Annotated in this window: 17 protein-coding genes and 1 pseudogene; 7 read left to right on the forward strand and 11 right to left on the reverse strand. The window is 64.5% G+C overall.

The window, feature by feature from the left end:
- Positions 1 to 21 precede the first annotated feature (21 nt).
- From AB5K84_RS42995 to AB5K84_RS43015, 5 genes and pseudogenes are all read right to left on the reverse strand, one after another.
- Positions 22 to 354 (reverse strand): annotated as a pseudogene (locus AB5K84_RS42995) (SRPBCC family protein); the annotation flags it as partial.
- An 11-nt stretch (positions 355 to 365) separates the two neighbouring features.
- The gene (locus AB5K84_RS43000) at positions 366 to 905 is read right to left on the reverse strand and encodes an ArsR/SmtB family transcription factor (protein WP_011083668.1); all 540 of its coding nucleotides are present in this window, start codon (positions 903 to 905) and stop codon (positions 366 to 368) included.
- Between the two features lie 37 nt (positions 906 to 942).
- Positions 943 to 1,227 carry a DUF3551 domain-containing protein gene (locus AB5K84_RS43005; RefSeq protein ID WP_342714264.1) on the reverse strand — a complete coding sequence of 95 codons (285 nt, stop codon included), beginning with the start codon at positions 1,225 to 1,227 and terminating at the stop codon, positions 943 to 945.
- Between the two features lie 95 nt (positions 1,228 to 1,322).
- Positions 1,323 to 1,601 carry a DUF3551 domain-containing protein gene (locus AB5K84_RS43010; RefSeq protein WP_028172563.1) on the reverse strand — a complete coding sequence of 93 codons (279 nt, stop codon included), beginning with the start codon at positions 1,599 to 1,601 and terminating at the stop codon, positions 1,323 to 1,325.
- A 150-nt stretch (positions 1,602 to 1,751) separates the two neighbouring features.
- A complete protein-coding gene (locus AB5K84_RS43015) occupies positions 1,752 to 2,726 on the reverse strand; it encodes a Bug family tripartite tricarboxylate transporter substrate binding protein (protein WP_011083667.1) in 975 nt (324 codons plus the stop codon).
- Between the two features lie 126 nt (positions 2,727 to 2,852).
- Here AB5K84_RS43015 and AB5K84_RS43020 point away from each other — a divergent pair, with 126 nt between their 5' ends.
- Positions 2,853 to 3,263: a VOC family protein gene (locus AB5K84_RS43020; RefSeq protein WP_011083666.1), complete on the forward strand. Its 411-nt coding sequence runs from the start codon at positions 2,853 to 2,855 to the stop codon at positions 3,261 to 3,263.
- Between the two features lie 218 nt (positions 3,264 to 3,481).
- Positions 3,482 to 5,062, forward strand: a complete 1,581-nt coding sequence (locus AB5K84_RS43025; RefSeq protein WP_011083665.1) for an ATP-dependent acyl-CoA ligase — start codon at positions 3,482 to 3,484, stop codon at positions 5,060 to 5,062.
- Between the two features lie 115 nt (positions 5,063 to 5,177).
- Here AB5K84_RS43025 and AB5K84_RS43030 read toward each other — a convergent pair whose 3' ends face one another.
- The 3 genes from AB5K84_RS43030 to AB5K84_RS43040 form a co-directional block, all read right to left on the reverse strand.
- Complete coding sequence (locus AB5K84_RS43030) at positions 5,178 to 6,272, reverse strand: HD-GYP domain-containing protein (RefSeq protein WP_011083664.1); 1,095 nt, start codon at positions 6,270 to 6,272, stop codon at positions 5,178 to 5,180.
- 399 nt (positions 6,273 to 6,671) lie between these two features.
- Positions 6,672 to 8,963, reverse strand: coding sequence for a molybdopterin cofactor-binding domain-containing protein (locus AB5K84_RS43035; protein ID WP_441232780.1), 2,292 nt, complete (start codon positions 8,961 to 8,963; stop codon positions 6,672 to 6,674).
- On the reverse strand, positions 8,960 to 9,451 hold the full coding sequence (locus AB5K84_RS43040; RefSeq protein ID WP_038965172.1) for a (2Fe-2S)-binding protein: 492 nt from the start codon (positions 9,449 to 9,451) through the stop codon (positions 8,960 to 8,962). The genes AB5K84_RS43035 and AB5K84_RS43040 overlap by 4 nt, the downstream gene beginning before the upstream one ends.
- 319 nt (positions 9,452 to 9,770) lie before the next feature.
- Between AB5K84_RS43040 and AB5K84_RS43045 the strand changes: the two genes are divergently transcribed.
- The 4 genes from AB5K84_RS43045 (at position 9,771) to AB5K84_RS43060 (ending at position 12,432) form a co-directional block, all read left to right on the forward strand.
- The gene (locus tag AB5K84_RS43045) at positions 9,771 to 10,535 is read left to right on the forward strand and encodes an alpha/beta fold hydrolase (RefSeq protein ID WP_011083661.1); all 765 of its coding nucleotides are present in this window, start codon (positions 9,771 to 9,773) and stop codon (positions 10,533 to 10,535) included.
- A gap of 25 nt (positions 10,536 to 10,560) precedes the next feature.
- Complete coding sequence (locus tag AB5K84_RS43050) at positions 10,561 to 10,902, forward strand: hypothetical protein (RefSeq protein WP_011083660.1); 342 nt, start codon at positions 10,561 to 10,563, stop codon at positions 10,900 to 10,902.
- Positions 10,903 to 11,062: 160 nt separating this feature from the next.
- Entirely contained in the window at positions 11,063 to 11,734 is a 672-nt protein-coding gene (locus AB5K84_RS43055; protein ID WP_011083659.1) for a dienelactone hydrolase family protein, read from the forward strand.
- Positions 11,735 to 11,949: 215 nt separating this feature from the next.
- Positions 11,950 to 12,432, forward strand: a complete 483-nt coding sequence (locus AB5K84_RS43060) for a hypothetical protein (protein WP_441232781.1) — start codon at positions 11,950 to 11,952, stop codon at positions 12,430 to 12,432.
- A 143-nt stretch (positions 12,433 to 12,575) separates the two neighbouring features.
- On the opposite strand, the gene AB5K84_RS43065 is transcribed toward AB5K84_RS43060, so the two are convergent.
- From AB5K84_RS43065 to AB5K84_RS43075, 3 genes are all read right to left on the reverse strand, one after another.
- The gene (locus tag AB5K84_RS43065; protein WP_231166607.1) at positions 12,576 to 13,280 is read right to left on the reverse strand and encodes a polysaccharide biosynthesis/export family protein; all 705 of its coding nucleotides are present in this window, start codon (positions 13,278 to 13,280) and stop codon (positions 12,576 to 12,578) included.
- Positions 13,281 to 13,630: 350 nt separating this feature from the next.
- Entirely contained in the window at positions 13,631 to 14,287 is a 657-nt protein-coding gene (gene msrA / locus AB5K84_RS43070) for a peptide-methionine (S)-S-oxide reductase MsrA (RefSeq protein ID WP_011083656.1), read from the reverse strand.
- 144 nt (positions 14,288 to 14,431) lie between these two features.
- Positions 14,432 to 14,749 (reverse strand): hypothetical protein, encoded by a 318-nt coding sequence (locus AB5K84_RS43075; protein WP_011083655.1) that lies wholly within the window; start codon positions 14,747 to 14,749, stop codon positions 14,432 to 14,434.
- Positions 14,750 to 15,110: 361 nt separating this feature from the next.
- Here AB5K84_RS43075 and rpsT point away from each other — a divergent pair, with 361 nt between their 5' ends.
- Positions 15,111 to 15,377, forward strand: coding sequence for a 30S ribosomal protein S20 (gene rpsT / locus AB5K84_RS43080; RefSeq protein WP_011083654.1), 267 nt, complete (start codon positions 15,111 to 15,113; stop codon positions 15,375 to 15,377).
- Positions 15,378 to 16,658 lie beyond the last annotated feature (1,281 nt).

Raw genomic sequence — 16,658 nt, forward strand, 5'->3', positions numbered from 1 at the left:
GACGGTCTCCTCTGACAGAAATCAGGCGACGAAGGCATCGAGCTTGTCGAGGAACGAGCTCCAGCCCCGCCGATGGTTGTCGCGTGCGGCCTCGTCGAAGAACTGGGCGTGATGAAAGATCATCAGCGTGCCGGCGCTATCCGGCTTGAACGAGATCGTGACCAGCGATTCGCGCTCGGGCGTCGAGTGCCAGGCCCAGGTGAAGACCAAAAGCTCGTTCGGCACGACCTCGCGATAGGTGCCGCCGGCCTCGAAATATTCGCCGTCGTCGCTGACGAAGCTGATGCGGTAGCGACCGCCGCTGCGAACGTCGAGCTCGGCGGTCAGCGTCGCCGGTTTCATGTTCGGCGGCCCGAACCATTGCGCTAGCTGCGCGGCCTGCGTCCAGGCGGCGTAGACTTTTTCCGGCCGCGCGCGGAGCCGGCGCGTGAGCGTGAGGCTTGGACGTTCGCTTGGACGTTCTGCCGGGCGCTCGGCGCTGCGGGAATCGGCGTTGACGGCTGTGTTGGCCATGTCTCTTCCTCCACGAAGGCGGCAAGACGATCTAGATTGTCGGACCAGAACTGCGCGTAACGATTGAGCCAGTTCATCGCCTGCTCCATCGGCTGCGCGGTGAGCCGGCACGAGACCGTGCGACCGGTTTTCTCGCGCACGATCAGGCCTGCGTCCGTGAGCACATCGAGATGCTTCATGATCGCCGGCAGCGAGACCGGAAACGGCGCGGCCAGCTCGCTCACCGACAAGCTGTCCTGCTCGCCGAGGCGGGCGAGAAGCGCACGCCGCGTCGGGTCGGATAGCGCCGCAAAGGTCCGGTCCAGCGTCTCGTCCTGATACTTAACCATGTGGTTTAGTATAGACGTGAACGAGAAGGCGTCAAGCAGGAACCCGCGCGCCCGGATCTGCACAATCAGGTGATCAGGCAGACGTCAATGAGAGGCGCCGCTAGTATGGCGGAGCGTGCCGGGCTCGCGGAGCCGGCTGAGGTGGCGCTCGCGTGACCAAGGCGGGATTCTGACCGCAAAAGCCCTTGCGGCCTGAGGCGCTCAGCAGACACTGCTCCCGGGTTTGATAGGAGCAGTCGCCGGGATAGCCATATTCCGAATCCTGAATGCACCACGCATAGTCCGCCCGCGCCGGGCTGCCGCCGGCGAGCCACACAAGGACCATGGTGCCCAGCACGAATTGCGCCTTGCGCATGACCGACCTCCCATGTTCGCCGCGCGACATGCGACCTCACAGAGAGAAAGGCTCGCGGAGCCAGTTTATTCCGGAGCGATCACGCGAAAATGCGCCGCTGCGGGCTTCGCGATGACTTCGTGCGGCTAGTACGGCGCGACGGGCCGCGTGCGCCGGCGCGGCTGCGGTTGGCGCTGCGGCACCTGGCCATAGGCCATGAGCGGATTGGGGCCGCAGTACAATAGCCGGCCGGACACACTGGCCAGACACTGCTCGTAGGTGCTGTAGGCGCATTCGCCGGGATAATCATATTCGCCGCCCTGGGCGCACCAGGGATAGTCGCGCGCCGCGGCGGGCGTGACGGTGACGACACCGGCAAGGGCCGTCGCACCCAATGTCAGCAGGACCAGTTGCGTCTTGCGCATGTCCCAACTCCTCTCTTCACGGCGCCAGATACGGCGCCATACATCATCAGGTTTCGCCGGGCCGCTTTATTCCAGATCAACGAGACAACGCGCGCAAGAAAAAAAGCCCTGCCGAACGGCAGGGCTCCAATTCCGATCATCACAAGATCGCTACTCGACCTTCAGGCCGGCGAACTCGACGACCTTCTTCCACTTCTCGGTCTCGGCCTTGATCTCCTCGCCGAACGCCTCGGGGGTCTGCACCCGCGGCTCGCCGCCGAGCTCGACCAGACGCTTGGTCATGTCGGGCTCCTTCATCAGCGTGTTGATCTCATCGTTGAGCTTGGCGATGATTTCCTTCGGCGTGTTCTTCGGCGCCCCCATGCCGAACAGCGCGCTCGCCTCGTAGTCCTTCACGGTCTCGCCGATCGCCGGCACGTCGGGCAGTTGCGGCGAGCGCTGCGCGGTGGTGACGCCGATCGCACGCAGGCTGCCCGAACGGATGTGCTGGATGATCGAGGGCATGTTGTCGAAGATCACCTGCACCTGACCGCCGAGCATGTCGGTGATCGCGGGCGCCGCGCCGCGATAGGGCACGTGCTGCATCTTGCAGCCGGTCATCGCCATGAACATCTCGCCGGACAGGTGCACCGAGGTGCCGTTGCCTGACGAGGCCATGTTGACCTTGCCGGGATTGGCCTTCACGTATTCGATGAACTCGGCGACGGTCTTGGCCGGCACGTCCTTGTTCACGGTCATCACGTTCGGCACGCGCTGGAACGAGGCGACCGGCGCGATGTCGCGCACGAAGTTGAACTTCAGGTTGGTGTAGAGCGAGGCGTTGATGTAGTTGGCCGGATTGACCAGCTGCAGCGTGTAGCCGTCGGGCTCGGCATTGATCACGGATTCGGTGGCGATATTGTTGCCGGCGCCCGGCTTGTTCTCGATCACGAATTGCTGGCCGAGCTTTTCCGACAGCCGCTGGCCGATCAGCCGTGCCAGGATGTCGGTGGCACCGCCCGGCGGATAGCCGACCACCCATTTCACCGGGCGAGCCGGATAATCGGCGGCAAGGGCCTTCGACAGCGGGCTGGCTGCAAGAGGAGTGGCGGCAAGCAGGCCCAGCGCGGTACGGCGAGTGATCATTTCAAGGGTTCTCCCAACGTGTTGTTCTTGAAAGCCAGATATCTTGAAAGCGTCGTCGGCGGCGTTGTAACAAAGCCGGAAGCACGCGGAAAGTGCGCAACGCACATGGCGACGAAAGGATAAGGCATGCCGGTCAAGGTCGAGGCCCTCGATCACCTCGTGATCAACGTCGCCGACGTCGCGGTGACCGCGGAGTGGTACCGCAAGATTCTCGGCATGGAAGTCAAGGTGTTCGACCCCGGCGGCGGCAAAGCGCCGCGGACTTCCCTTCAATTCGGTAACCAGAAGATCAACGTCCGGCCGCGCGATGCCGACAAGGTCGAGTGGTTCACCGCCGATCACCAGACCGCCGGCAGCGAGGATCTGTGCTTCCTCACCTCCGCCGCGCCCGACGAGGTGGTGGCGCATTTGCAGGCACATGGCGTCGCGATCGAGGAGGGCCCGGTTCCCAAGCAGGGCGCCCGCGGCACGCTGCGCTCGGTCTATTGCAGGGATCCGGACGGCAGCCTGATCGAGATCTCGTCGTACGAAAACTAGACTCGTCATTCCGGGGCGATGCGAAGCATCGAACCCGGAATCTCGAGATTCCGGGTCTGGTCCTTCGGACCATCCCGGAATGACGAATGAGAGAACGAGCGCGCGGCCACTGCACAGCGCACACCGCCCCCGATTTGCTCCCCGCGCCGTCCGGTGGCAGGAAGACGCAATAATCAAAAGGCAGCCGCCATCAAGATGCAGGCTGCACGGGAGGACGCATGCCCAATCAACAGACCGCAGCCGGAATCGTGGGCCCGTTTGACGGGCTGGATGTGCCCTGGCTCCTGAAGATGCGCGCCGAGGTGCGCAGCTCACATCCGTTCCTGATCTGGGCGCCGTTCGACGCGCCGGCGCGGCACTGGAGCTATGGCGAGTTTCACGAGCGGGTCGGCGCGCTCGCGGCGGGGCTGGCGAAGCGCGGCGTCAGGCCGGGCGAATATGTGCTCATTCACCTGGACAATTGCATCGAGGCGCTGCTGGCCTGGTTTGCCTGCGTCGAGCTGGGCACCATCGCAGTGACCACAAACACGCGTTCGGCGCCGGCCGAGATGGAATATTTTGCGGATCATTGCGGCGCGGTTGCCGCCATCACGCAACCGTCCTACGCCGAGATCCTTGCAAAGCACTGCCGCAATCTGCGCTGGATCGCGGTGACCTCGCACGATGCGGGCGCGGCGCCGGCACAGCCCGTCGCGCACGGCGACAGCTTCGAGGCGCTGTTCGCCGACAGCGCCGACCGCCCGAGGCGCGTGGCCGATCCGCTCGCGCCGTGCAGCGTGCAATACACCTCCGGCACGACATCGCGGCCGAAGGCGGTGCTGTGGACCCACGCCAACGCGCTGTGGGGCGCCAAGGTCAACGCCGCGCATGAGGATCTGCACGCCGGCGACGTGCACCAGGCCTATCTGCCGCTGTTTCACACCAACGCGCTGGCCTACTCCATGCTGGCGACGCTTTGGGTCGGGGCGACCTGCGTGATTCAGCCGCGCTTCTCCGCAAGCCGGTTCTGGCGCGTCGCGCGCGAGCACGGCTCGACCTGGACCTCGACCATTCCCTTCTGCATGAAGGCGCTGCTCGAGCAGGAGATCCCGAAGGACCACAAATTCCGCCTGTGGGGCAGCGCCGTCAACGAGCCGCCGGCCTTTGCCGCGTTCGGCGTCAAGATCATCGGCTGGTGGGGCATGACCGAGACCATCACCCACGGCATCGTCGGCGAGGTCGATCAGCCCAACATCCCGATGTCGATCGGCCGCGCCGCGCCTGAGTACCAGATCCGGATCACCGACGATGACGGACGGCCGACCGAGGTCGGCGACACCGGCAATCTCTCGATCAAGGGCATCCGCGGCCTGTCGCTGTTCGCCGAATATCTCCACAACGAGAAAGCCACGCGCGAGAGCTTCGACGCGCACGGCTTCTTCCTCACCGGCGACCGCGTCGAGCGGCTGGCGAACGGCTTCATCAGGTTCGGCGACCGCGCCAAGGACATGCTGAAGGTCGGCGGCGAGAACGTCGCGGCCTCCGAGATCGAGCAGGTGATCGCGCTCGTCCCCGGCGTGCGCGAGGCGGCGGTGGTGGCGAAGAAGCACCCGATGCTGGACGAGGTGCCGGTCGTCTTCATCATCCCGCACGGCGGCGTCGCGGGCGCAGCGCCGGACCTGCATGACAGCGTGATGGCCGCCTGCCGCAAAGGCCTCGCCGACTTCAAGGTGCCGCGCGAGATCAGGCTGGTCGACGACATGCCGCGCTCGACGCTAGAGAAGGTGGCGAAGGCGGAGCTGAGGAAGATGGTGGGGTGACCACAGTCGTTCCGGGGCGGTGCAAAGCACCGAACCCGGAACCTCGAGATTCTCAGGTGCGCAACTGCGCACCATAGTTCGCGCTGCGCGCGCCCCGGAATGACTCGTCAAGAAGTCAAAACGACCCCAGCGCCACGGGCCTGAACGCCTGCAGCAGCTGCTGGTCGAGCTTGCCGCCCATGCCTTCCATCATCGTGAAGGCGCGGGAGTGGGTGAAGGGCATGCGGTAGGCGCGCTTCTCCACCAGGGCGGCGTAGATGTCGACGATCGTCGTCAGCCGCACGATGTCGCTGATCTGGTTCGACGACAGGCCGTTGGGATAACCGCTGCCGTCGAGGAATTCGTGGTGATGCAGCACGACGTCGAGCATCTCCGGCGGGAAGCCGCCCTGGGCTGCGAGCGCGTCATAGCCGCGGCGCGGATGCTGGCGGACCTCGTCCATCTCCTCGTCGGTGAGCTTGCCGGGCTTGTCGAGCAGCGCGGAAGGAACGAAGGCCTTGCCGACGTCGTGCAGCAGCGCGGCACGGGTCAGGCGGCGCTGGTCGTCCTCGCGCATGCCGAGATGCTGCGCGAAGGCGACGGCAAATCCGGTGACGAACAGGCAGTGGCGATAGCTGCCGACATGGTGGCAGCCGACCGTGGTGAGCCACTCGCGCAGCGAGGAGTGCTTCATCGCCTTCAGGATCTTGCTCTCGGCGGCGATGACGTCGTCGAAGGTCAGGGGCACGCCGAGCGGCAGCTTCTCGAACATCTTGGCGAGCACCGCGTGCGCCGCCTCGACGCCGCGGTTGAGTGTCTTGCCGCGATCGGTCGCGTCATAGGTGGCGGTGTCGGGAAACGCGGCGCGGATGCGCTGCAGGATCGCGTCGGCCTGAAGCGGCCGCGAGATCGTGTCGGTGGCGCCCAGCGCCCAGGCCTGCATGGTGCCGTGGTGCAGGGCATCGGCGAGCACGAACAGCCGCGGCATCGAACGATAGGCATCGCCGCGCAGCTTGTTGCGCACCCGCTGCACGCTCTCGGGCGAGCGCAGATTGATGTCGACCACGAGGCCGGAGAGATCGCGCGAGGGCTTCTCGGGGATGTCCTGGGTCGTCACCGTCGAGACGTCGCCGACCGCCTTCAGGATGCTGGCAAGCTCGGTGCTCTCGTCGCTCCGGTCAGAGGCGAGCAGAAGCCGGCGTTTGGCGGCGGGTTTCACTGAGGCGTTCATGGCTTCCCCAAGAGAACGGGAGTGTTTCGGGCGAAAGCCTAAGCCGGATCAGGTTCTCCGGCCCTTAAGAGGCGTGCTCAATGGAACCTTCCGGAATTGCGCGCAATTTTACGGATTTCTGTTCCCGAGACGGGAACTGCAAAACAGTCAAAAACAACCCCATGCACAGTAGAACGGCCATTGAAGATAAAGGGGAATTTGGGTCCCACTGTCATCACCCGCGAAGGCGGGTGATCCAGTATTCCAGAGGCAGCGTGAGGATACGGAAAGGCCGCGGCGTACTGGATGCCCCGCCTGCGCGGGGCATGACAGCGAATATGTGGATGCGGCGTTCCGCATAACAACAAATCCGCCGGAAGTTGCCCTCCGGCGGATGATCTCTGGCAGCCTTCGACCGGCTTACGCCTTCATTGCGCCCTTCACGGCCTCGGCCGTGATCGGCAGCGCGCGCACGCGGGCGCCGGAAGCATTGAAGATGGCGTTGCCGATGGCGGGGGCGATCACCGTCACCGCCGGCTCGCCGACGCCGGTGGCCTTCTCGCCATTGGCGATCACGGTGACCGCGACCTCGGGCATCTGGCTCATGCGCAAGGGCGTGTAGCTGTCGAAATTGGTCTGCTCGATGCCACCGCCCTTGAGCGTCGCCTTCTCGTACATCGCCAGCGACAGGCCCCACAGCGCCGCACCCTCGACTTGGGCGCGGATGTTGTCGGGATGCACCTGGGTGCCGACATCGGTTGCGACCGTGAGCTTCTTCACGGTCACCTCACCCGACGGCGCCACCGCGACATGGGCGACGCACGCCGTCCAGCTTGCGGTCGCGCGCTCCTGCGACGAGACGCAGGCGACGCCCATGCCCTCGCCTTTCGGCAGTTGCCTGGTGCCGTAGCCGGACAGTCCCATCGCGGCGAGCAGCGTGTTGCGCAGCCGCTGCGCGCCGCCGTCGTTCTTGCCGGCACCGTCGAGCAGCGAGATGCGGAACTGCGCGGGATCCTTGCCGGTCGCAGCCGCGATCTCGTCGATCATGCTTTCGACCGCCCAGAAGGTCCAGCCGGGCGCCACCGAGCGAAGCTGCCCGGACGGCGTCGCATTGTGCGCGAGCTCGTTCTTGATCGCGCGCACATAATGGTTGGGCACGGTGTAGAAGAAGTCGGCACCGTTCACCGTGAAGCTGTCGAGCGGCCCCTTCTTGTCGACCGATGGCGTCAGGAAATCGGGGATTCCCCAGCGCGCGGTCGGCCAGGCGGAGACGACGTCGTGGCTGAGCGCGATGAGCTTGCCGTCGCCGTCCACGCCGGCCTTCACCTTCTGGTAGGTGAGCGGACGCGAGAAATCCATCGTCATGTCGTTCTCGCGCGAATAGATCACCTTCACCGGCTTGCCGACCGCCTTTGCCGCCTGCACGGCCGGAATCATCATGTCGGCATCGAGACGCCGGCCGAAGCCGCCGCCCAGCCAATGCTGGTGCATCACCACGAACTTCGGATCGATCCCGGCCGCGCCCGCGGCGATCGCGCCGGAGCGCGTCGCGAACTGGTTGCCGGAATAGATGTGCAGGATGTCGCCCTTGAACTCCGCGGTGGCGTTCATCGGCTCCAGCGGCGCGTGGATGTTGATGCTGGTGGTGTACTCGGCCTCCACCACCTTGGCCGCCGAACCGAAGGCCGCATTGGGATCGCCGTCCTTGACGAAGAACTGGCCGGAATCCTCGAGGCCCTGGAGCCGCTTGGCCTCGTCGAGCAGCGACTGGCTCGACAGCTTGGCGTTCGGACCGCCGTCATAGGCGATCTTCAGCGCATCCGCCGCCTTGCGCGCGTTGGCATAGGTGCCGGCCACTGCGACCACCCAGCCGGAGGTGGTTCCGGTCTTGTCGTCGAGGATGATGGCCTTGATGAAGCCGGGCACCTTCTTTGCTTCGCTGTCGTCGACCGATTTCACCGTGGCGCCGAAGCGCACCGGCGGGGTCACCACCTTGCCGTAGACCATGCCCGGCAGCATCACGTCGATGCCGTACTTGGCGGTGCCGTTGGTCTTGGAGGGGATGTCGAGCTGCGGCACCGACACGCCGATCATGGTGTATTGATCCGGCGTCTTCAGCTTGATCGCCTTGAGCTCGTCCGGCGTGAAGGTCTTGGTCGCCTTGCCGCTCTTGACGATGTCGGCAAACGACATCTGCTTCTTCGACTTCGGATGCGAGACCATGGAGTCGCGCACCACCAGCTGGTCCTTGAAGTAGGGCGGCAGGCCCATGGCTGCGGCCGCCGCTTCCGTCAGCGCGATACGGCCGGCAGCGCCCGCCCGGCTCATCGCCTCGAAATTCATCATGGTTGACCAGCTGCCGCCGGCGATCTGCGCCCCCAGAACGGGATCGTTGAACTTCGGATCGTTGGAGGCGAGCTGCACTCGCATGTCGCTCCATTTCGCGCCCAGCTCCTCGCAGACGATCTGCGCCATGGTGGAGGCGATGTGCTGGCCCATGTCGGCCTTGCCGCAGGTCACGGTGACGAGACCGTCAGGCGAGATCGCATACCAGACGCTCGGCTCGAAGTTCGAAGGCGCAGCAAGCGCTTCGCCGACGCCCGGCACGCCGGCGTAGCCGAGCACGAGGCCGGTCGCGGCGGCGCCGACGAGGAAGGAGCGGCGACTGAGATCGGTCGTCCCGGGGGCGACGTTGTTCACGTGCTTATTCATGTGGGCCTCCGCTCATTGCCGGAGGCGGATGCAGTGCGCATCTCGGTTGCAGCACGCATGATTGCCTTCTGGATCCGCGAATAGGTCATGCAGCGGCAGAGATTGCCGTCCATGTGTGCGACGACCTCTTCCTTGGTCGGATTGGCATTCTTCGCGAGCAGCGAGGCTGCCTGCATGATCTGCCCGGACTGGCAGTAGCCGCATTGCGGAACCTGCTCGGCGATCCATGCCTTCTGGAGCGGATGATCGCCCTTGGCGGAGAGGCCTTCGATGGTGGTGATCTTCTTGCCGGCAACATCGCCGACCATGGTCTGGCACGAGCGCACGGCTTCGCCGTTGACGTGCACGGTGCAGGCACCGCACAGGCCGGCACCGCAGCCGAACTTGGTGCCGGTCATCTGCAATTGCTCGCGGATAGCCCAGAGGAGCGGCGTGTCGTTCGCCGCATCCACGGACAGACTCCGCCCGTTGATGGTGAGAGTTGGCATAGGCGTCTTCCCCTGCCGGTGCATGAAGCCGCTTACGGCGGCAACTTGTATTGGCGGACGCCCACCGGGCTGGCGTCGACCTTGATCGCAAGAATGATCGCGTTCCGCCGCAGAGGCAAATGCAATCTGGAATTGATCGAAGCCATCTCGGCCTTTGCATGTTGTGCGTTGCGAGAACGGAACTGACGCAGCGCGCATGATGCAAAGGAAAGCGGCAGACCTCGCGTCAAGCATGCATGCCATCGCCTTCAGGCGGTTTCTTCGAGGTAACCCGGCGGCTAGGATGGCCGCGACGAAACAAACAATAAAGGCGGGAGAAATGCCGAAGATCGATCGGGACGGCGTCGGAATCTATTACGAGGTCCATGGCGACGGGCCGCCGCTGCTGCTCACGCACGGCTACTCATCGACCTCAGCGATGTGGCGTGAGCAGGTCGACGCGCTGGCGAAGGACCACAAGCTTGTCTTGTGGGACATGCGCGGCCACGGCCAGTCCGACTATCCCGACGACCCCAAGGCTTATAGCGAAGCGCTCACCGTCGGCGACATGGCGGCGATCCTCGATGCCGTCGGCTCGAAGCGCGCCGTCATCGGCGGGCTGTCGCTCGGCGGCTACATGTCGCTCGCCTTCACGCGCGCTTATCCGCAACGCGTCCGCGCGCTGCTGATCATCGACACCGGCCCGGGCTTCAAGAAGGACGATGCGCGCGAGGCCTGGAACGCACGGGCGCTTGCCACCGCCGACAGGCTCGAGCGCGAAGGTCTCGACGTGCTGAAGGCGGCGACGCGCGAGCGCGCCTCCGCTAGTCATCGCAACGCCAGCGGGCTGGCGCTCGCCGCACGCGGCATGCTGACCCAGCGCGATGCGAAGGTGATCGAGCTACTTCCCGATATCACGGTGCCGTCGCTGATCGTGGTCGGCGCCGACGACACGCCGTTCCTGGCCGCATCCGACTACATGGCGGCCAAGATCCCCGGCGCACAAAAGGTCGTGATCCCCGCCGCCGGACACGCCGTCAACATCGATCAGCCCAAGGCTTTTGTTGACGCGGTCGTGCCTTTCCTGAAGAACTTGCCGCAATAGGCCGGCCGAACGAGGATTTGAGCCGATGAAGCAAGCGATGTTGGTTGCGGGCGTCGTGGCGACACTTTTCTCGGCGCCTGTTCAGGCCGAACCGTTTGGCACCGTGCCGCCGCGCCGGCCCTTCGTCGCGACCTTATCGAACAACACACCGCTCGCCTTCGGCATGGACGCCGAGCAATCCGCACGCGCTTTGGGGCAGCCGCTGCAATATGTGCGGGGACGTCCCGGCAACGAAATCTACCTCGCGCTTCGCAACATCGGCGGCAGCGGCTTGATCCCCTACCGCCACCGCCTGTTCCTGCAATTCCGCCACGGACGGCTGGCGGGATGGAAGGAGGACTACGGCGAGAACTGGATGTGGGAATAACTGTCACCCCTCATGGTGTGGAGCGCGGAACGCGCGTCTCGAACCATGCAGGCCCGCCTCTCGCAGCTCGGCCTCTATCCTTCGAGACGCGCGCGAAGGGCGCGCTCCTCAGGATGAGGGGAGAGAGCTGAGTTCGCAATAACAAAGAAGGACAACCCGCGTGGGACAAGACATCAGACTGACGGCCTCCGACAATTTCCAGCTGGGCGGCTATCGCGCCGATCCCGCAGGCAACCCGAAGGGCGCGGTGGTGGTGATCCAGGAGATATTCGGGGTCAATCATCACATCCGCTCGGTCTGCGATCGGCTGGCGAGCGAAGGCTATGTCGCGATCGCGCCGTCGATCTTCGACCGCACCTCGCCCAATTTCCAGTCGGGCTATACGCCCGACGAGATCGCCGAGGCGCGCAAGTTCGTCGCCAGTCCCGACTGGGCCGCGATGCTGCGCGACACCCAAGCCGCGATCGATGCGGTGAAGGGCGTCGGACCGGTCGGCATCATCGGCTTTTGCCTCGGCGGCAGCGTCGCCTTCGTCGCGGCGACGCGGCTGTCGGGCCTGAAGGCGGCGATCGGCTATTACGGCGGCGCGGTCGTGCGCTTTGCCGACGAGACGCCGAAGGTGCCGACGCAACTGCATTTCGGCGAGAAGGATGCCGGCATTCCCCTGACCGACGTCGAGACCGTCAAGGCGAAACGGCCGGACGTGGAGGTCTTCATCTATCCCGGCGCCCAGCACGGCTTTCATTGCGACGAGCGCGCCAGCTACGACAAGGCGAGTGCCGACATCGCCTGGCCACGCAGCATGGAATTCTTCGCGGAGCATTTGACGTAAGGCGCACATCTCTCATCCGTCATTCCGGGATGCGCCGCGAAGCGGTGCAGGCCCGGAATCCATCGGGCCGCAGAAAATGGTGGCGCGATGGATTCCGGGTTCGCGCTACGCGCGCCCCGGAATGACCAGAGGAGAGAGCGGGAATCGGGTGGCCGCACCTTGCCCCCCCGGCGATAGAGCTGGCCGATCAAGCCAACACACGCCGGGAGATCGTCATGCAGCAGATCAACACGAACCGCGTCATCCGCAATCCTTTCGGCACGATGGACGTCCCGGGTCCGGACGATTCTGACGTCATGAGCTACGCCGCGGCCGCCACGCTTTCCGGCGATGCAGCCGACGGCAATGCGGCGCATTGGGCAGACATTTCTTCGCGCGCCGATCCGCTTGAAGGCATCTGGGCAAGCCGCTGGAACGGCGGCGCTGATCCAACCATTGCCGGCGACACGCCGGAGACATGGAAGCGGGGCCGCGCCGACGTTCGCGTTGCGGAGAACCGGATCTATCTGCGTTTCGACTGGGACAATGGCCGCCGACACGGGCTGATCGATGCGGCGCGCGAGGGCGCGGATCGCCTGGTTGGCAAGTACATCAACCTGACCAACCCTGCGATCACGCGGCCGTGGGTCGGGCGCGTGGTCGATGCCGCGCGCATCGACGGATGTTTTCCGGAAGGGCGGCTGGATTTCAGGAGATAGGTCGCGAGGTCGACGACATCATCCCTGCCGTCATTCCGGGATGCGCCGCGCAGCGGTGCAGGCCCGGAATCCACCGTGCGTCAGAGATGGTGGAGAAATAGATTCCGGGCTCGCGCTACGCGCGCCCCGGAATGACGAGAGAGCTAGAACCAGCGCTCGCCGACGAACACGGTGTCGCCCGGTGCCAACGGCGTGCCGAGCGGAACCACGGCGCGCATCGAGCCGCCGGCTTCGGTGTGCGTGACGGTGACCACGTCGCGCTTGGCGCGGGGCGAGAAGCCGCCGGCGATGGCGACGGCGCTTTCGACCGTCATGTTCGGCACGTAGGGATATTGGCCGGGCGCCGAGACTTCGCCGAGAATGAAGAACGGGCGATAGGCCTCGATCTCGACGGCGACCGAGGGCTCACGGATGTAACCGTTGCGCAGGCGCGCGGCGATTTCACCGGCGAGGCCCGCCGTGGTGCGGCCACGGGCCGGCACCGCGCCGATCAGCGGCATGGTGATGGAGCCGCCGGCATCGATCGCGTAGCTGTTGGTGAGACCTTCCTGGCCATAGACCACGACGCGCAGCTTGTCGCCGGCATCGAGATGGTAGGAGGCGTCATAACGGACCGGCGCTCCCATCGGCGCGGCGTAGCCGACCGGCATCGGCGCAGGCGCGGAGGCAAAGGAGTTGCGCAGCGCGCCGATGGCGCCGCCACCGTCGGCGACGACAACCGGCTGCGGCGCGTTGTAGGGCTGGCCGTAGGCCATCGAATCGAGATCGGCGCGCGGCTGCATCACCGCGACGGGGCCGGCGGTCTGCATGCAGCCGCCAAGGGCAAGCGCGGCGGACGCTGCCAACATCGACCATCGAAACGCGCGTGCAACCGGCACCGGACCTATCCCTCGAAACGAGACGGCTCCAGTGATGCACCGGTTATGGTTAATAAAGCGTTGAGGGGGCTGGAGCGCCGCGAGCAACGGGCACACTGCGCTCCCTCTCCCGCTCTTGTCCGCCGAAGCCTTGGCGAAGGCGGATGCGGGGCGCGACGAGCTTCGCTCGCGCTGAGAGGGCTGGGGAGAGGGTGTCTCCACAACGGGACAGTCCCCCAGGGGATAGAGCCCTCACCCGGCGCGCGGGACGATGCTTCGCATCGCCCGGGCACGCCGACCTCTCCCGCAAGCGGGAGAGGTGCAGCGAGTCCGGAGCTGACTTACGCGCTCACACCGACGCCGATCGGGCAGGACACGCCGGTGCCGCCGAGGCCGCAATAGCCGGCGGGGTTCTTCGCCAGATATTGCTGATGGTAGTCCTCGGCGAAATAGAATGCGCCGGCGGGCGCGATCTCGGTGGTGATGGCACCGAGGCCCTTGGCCGCGAGCGCCTTCTGGTAGAGCGCCTTCGACTCGTCGGCCGCTTTCTTCTGCGCATCCGAGTAAGTGTAGATCGCGCTTCGGTACTGCGTGCCGACGTCGTTGCCCTGGCGCATGCCCTGCGTCGGGTTGTGGCTCTCCCAGAACGTCTTCAAGAGCTTCTCGTAGGAGACCTTCTTCGGATCGAACACGACCAGCACCACTTCGGTGTGGCCGGTGCGTCCCGAACAGGTCTCCTCATAGGTCGGATTCGGCGTGTGGCCGCCGGCATAGCCGACGGCGGTGGTGTAAACGCCATCGCCAAGCTCCCAGAACTTGCGCTCGGCGCCCCAGAAGCAGCCGAGCCCGAACACCGCCTGCTCGAGGCCGGCGGGATAAGGCGGCTGCAACTTGCTACCGTTGACGAAATGGGTGCTCGCGGTCGGGATGGCTTGCGCACGGCCCGGCAGCGCCTCAGTTGCGCTCGGCAATGCGGTGGTCTTGCGCATGAACAGCATGGTCGGATCTCCGAAGAACGAGCTGTCCGTCGCTTGTGCCGACTCGAAAAGCCAGGCGCTCAGGCGGCGTGCTCGCGATCAGGTGGGAATATAGGCGTTTACGCGCGAAGGGGCAGCCTTGTTACGCGGCGCCGCGCGCGGGACTCAGTCCCGGGAATAGCCGATCAGCGGCTTGCGCGGGCGGAACAGGATCATCAGGAGGATGCCCAGGATGCCGAGGACGGCAAACACCGGCTGATCCAGCACAAGGCGGATCACCGAGGTCCAGAGCCAGGGCGCCTTGGCCTCGACCCAGGTCCGGAACGCCGACTGGCTGGCCTGATTGATGTCGTTCCAGAACTGGCCGAACCGGGTGAACTTGAGGGTCTGGTCGGCCACCCAGCGGGCGCCGTCATAGACCATGAAGATGAACCCGCCGGCGAGCAGCAACAGCCCAATCAGTCGGAAAAAGCCGCGGATCATGCCTCACCTTATATGGTCGTCCGGTCGGAGGACCCAAAGAAACGCCGCCAGCCAATAGCCGGGCGACGGCAGAAATTCAACCTCTTCAGGGCGTTACGGCACCCATTCAGGCCGCCAGAGCCGGTTTTCCGGGTCTTGAAAGCGTTGACGGTGCCAAAGACCCTCTCTATAAGGGCGCCAACTGGCGGCGGGCGCAATCCTGCCGCCGCTGTTCTTTGAGCAGTTGCAGGCTCTTTGAGGCCTCATGTTCCGGGAACAGCCTTGAACCGAACACCCTAAATCCGAGCGTCGATTACGCGGTCAAGCAAGCCGGCGCTACCCGACCAAGACGCGACCGGTACCCGCAAAGGACATTGAGACCATGGCCAATACCACCTCCGCCAAGAAAGCGACGCGCAAGATCGCCCGCCGCACCGCCGTCAACAAGTCGCGCCGCACCCAGATGCGTGGCGCCGTGCGCAACGTCGAGGAAGCCATCAAGACCGGCGACCGCGCCGCCGCCGTGAAGGCGCTGGCGAATGCCGAGCCCGCCTTGATGCGCGCCGCGCAGCGCAACATCATTCACAAGAACAATGCCAGCCGCAAAGTCTCGCGGCTCACCGCGCAGATCGCCAAGCTCGCCAAGTAAGTTGGCGAAGCAAGTTCGCTGACCAGGCTCGCCAAGCGACTGGTTGCAATCATCCGATCGGTTGATCCGCTCGACATCACGTTCGTCAATCAGCCCGGCCTCGCGCCGGGCTTTTTGCTGCCTGTCATATTCACGCAAGCAGTCACGCGCCAATCCTCGATTGGAGGATTTGCATCTCCGCACTATGATGCGTTCCGCAATTTTACCTCCAGCCTCGTTGCGGGTGATATTGCAACAGCGGAAACTTTCGCTGCGCTGCGCTGCGAAAAACCCTTGCGAGGCGGGCCCAACTCGCACCTGCACGCGCGCCAGGTTCTGCACACCGTAGTTTCACCGGGACACATCGTGCGATGGAGTTACCCTGTGAAACGAGACTCAAAAAACGGTGTCTCGCTAATCACTTATCGACATAGCGATCGCAAGCATTTGAAAAATTCGTCTGCACGTCGCGCGCGTGACGATTCTGTAAAAAATTTTTGGCTGTGACGAGGATTTGTCACATGACGCGGCGCATTTTCGATTCTGTGCACGAATCCAAAAACTTGGTCACGAGCCTGTGCACAAGTCGCGCGCGGCGTTAACGCTGGTCAAGTTTTTTGATGCATCGAGTGTGAATCAATTTCGTTGCGAGTCTTTCCGCTTAGTGTATTCCTTAAGTCGTTCGCGGCGCCCACGATCTTGAGACCAGCGCGGTTTTGGAAACGGGGCGAGCGTGCAAATCGGCGGCGGTGTGCACGTTGGCGACGCTTCAACAAGCGATTGTCGGTTCAAAACCCATAGCAACATGGGAATGGTAGCTCTTTGTCTGAATGTCTCCAAGCGAGATCCAAGCGCAAACGAGAGACATCTTGAGACTACCCCGACACGCGTGATTGGCGAAGCCGGGCGAACGAACAGTGCAGACGGGCAGGACATCGGCGACTTTAGCCGCGGATGTCTTCAGGACACGCAGGACCTTGCCGTGAGCAATCACGGCAGGACGGGGAGGTATCATGTCTTACGGACAGAACGCGGTATTGAAACAGGTTTCCCATTCCAACGATGCCGTTTTAAATCCGTCGGACACCCAGCCTCCCGCGTGTGACGGAGCGCCGAGTACGCGCTGACCTCGCGACCCCTCCATCTCTGACATCGCTGATCGGACGCGGCGTTCTCGCCGAACGGTCGAGCCATGCCTGACGATGGACTCGCTTTGAGGTCGCGCCATGCCAGGAACCCTATGGCAGGAACCCTGCATGGCGCTCACAACGCAACTATTATCTCTCAAGAGAAGTTTTGACG

The sequence above is a fragment of the Bradyrhizobium sp. 1200_D9_N1_1 genome (assembly GCF_052075915.1).
Classification (GTDB): Bacteria; Pseudomonadota; Alphaproteobacteria; order Rhizobiales; family Xanthobacteraceae; genus Bradyrhizobium; species Bradyrhizobium diazoefficiens.

Excerpts from the sequence above, each read along its gene's own strand:
- AB5K84_RS43005 (WP_342714264.1), bottom strand. The coding sequence starts at position 1,227 with ATGTCGCGCGGCGAACATGGGAGGTCGGTCATGCGCAAGGCGCAATTC.
- AB5K84_RS43010 (WP_028172563.1), bottom strand. The coding sequence starts at position 1,601 with ATGCGCAAGACGCAACTGGTCCTGCTGACATTGGGTGCGACGGCCCTT.
- AB5K84_RS43015 (WP_011083667.1), bottom strand. The coding sequence starts at position 2,726 with ATGATCACTCGCCGTACCGCGCTGGGCCTGCTTGCCGCCACTCCTCTT.
- AB5K84_RS43020 (WP_011083666.1), top strand. The coding sequence starts at position 2,853 with ATGCCGGTCAAGGTCGAGGCCCTCGATCACCTCGTGATCAACGTCGCC.
- AB5K84_RS43025 (WP_011083665.1), top strand. The coding sequence starts at position 3,482 with ATGCCCAATCAACAGACCGCAGCCGGAATCGTGGGCCCGTTTGACGGG.
- AB5K84_RS43030 (WP_011083664.1), bottom strand. The coding sequence starts at position 6,272 with ATGAACGCCTCAGTGAAACCCGCCGCCAAACGCCGGCTTCTGCTCGCC.
- AB5K84_RS43035 (WP_441232780.1), bottom strand. The coding sequence starts at position 8,963 with ATGAATAAGCACGTGAACAACGTCGCCCCCGGGACGACCGATCTCAGT.
- AB5K84_RS43040 (WP_038965172.1), bottom strand. The coding sequence starts at position 9,451 with ATGCCAACTCTCACCATCAACGGGCGGAGTCTGTCCGTGGATGCGGCG.
- AB5K84_RS43045 (WP_011083661.1), top strand. The coding sequence starts at position 9,771 with ATGCCGAAGATCGATCGGGACGGCGTCGGAATCTATTACGAGGTCCAT.
- AB5K84_RS43050 (WP_011083660.1), top strand. The coding sequence starts at position 10,561 with ATGAAGCAAGCGATGTTGGTTGCGGGCGTCGTGGCGACACTTTTCTCG.
- AB5K84_RS43060 (WP_441232781.1), top strand. The coding sequence starts at position 11,950 with ATGCAGCAGATCAACACGAACCGCGTCATCCGCAATCCTTTCGGCACG.
- AB5K84_RS43065 (WP_231166607.1), bottom strand. The coding sequence starts at position 13,280 with ATGTTGGCAGCGTCCGCCGCGCTTGCCCTTGGCGGCTGCATGCAGACC.
- msrA (WP_011083656.1), bottom strand. The coding sequence starts at position 14,287 with ATGCTGTTCATGCGCAAGACCACCGCATTGCCGAGCGCAACTGAGGCG.
- AB5K84_RS43075 (WP_011083655.1), bottom strand. The coding sequence starts at position 14,749 with ATGATCCGCGGCTTTTTCCGACTGATTGGGCTGTTGCTGCTCGCCGGC.
- rpsT (WP_011083654.1), top strand. The coding sequence starts at position 15,111 with ATGGCCAATACCACCTCCGCCAAGAAAGCGACGCGCAAGATCGCCCGC.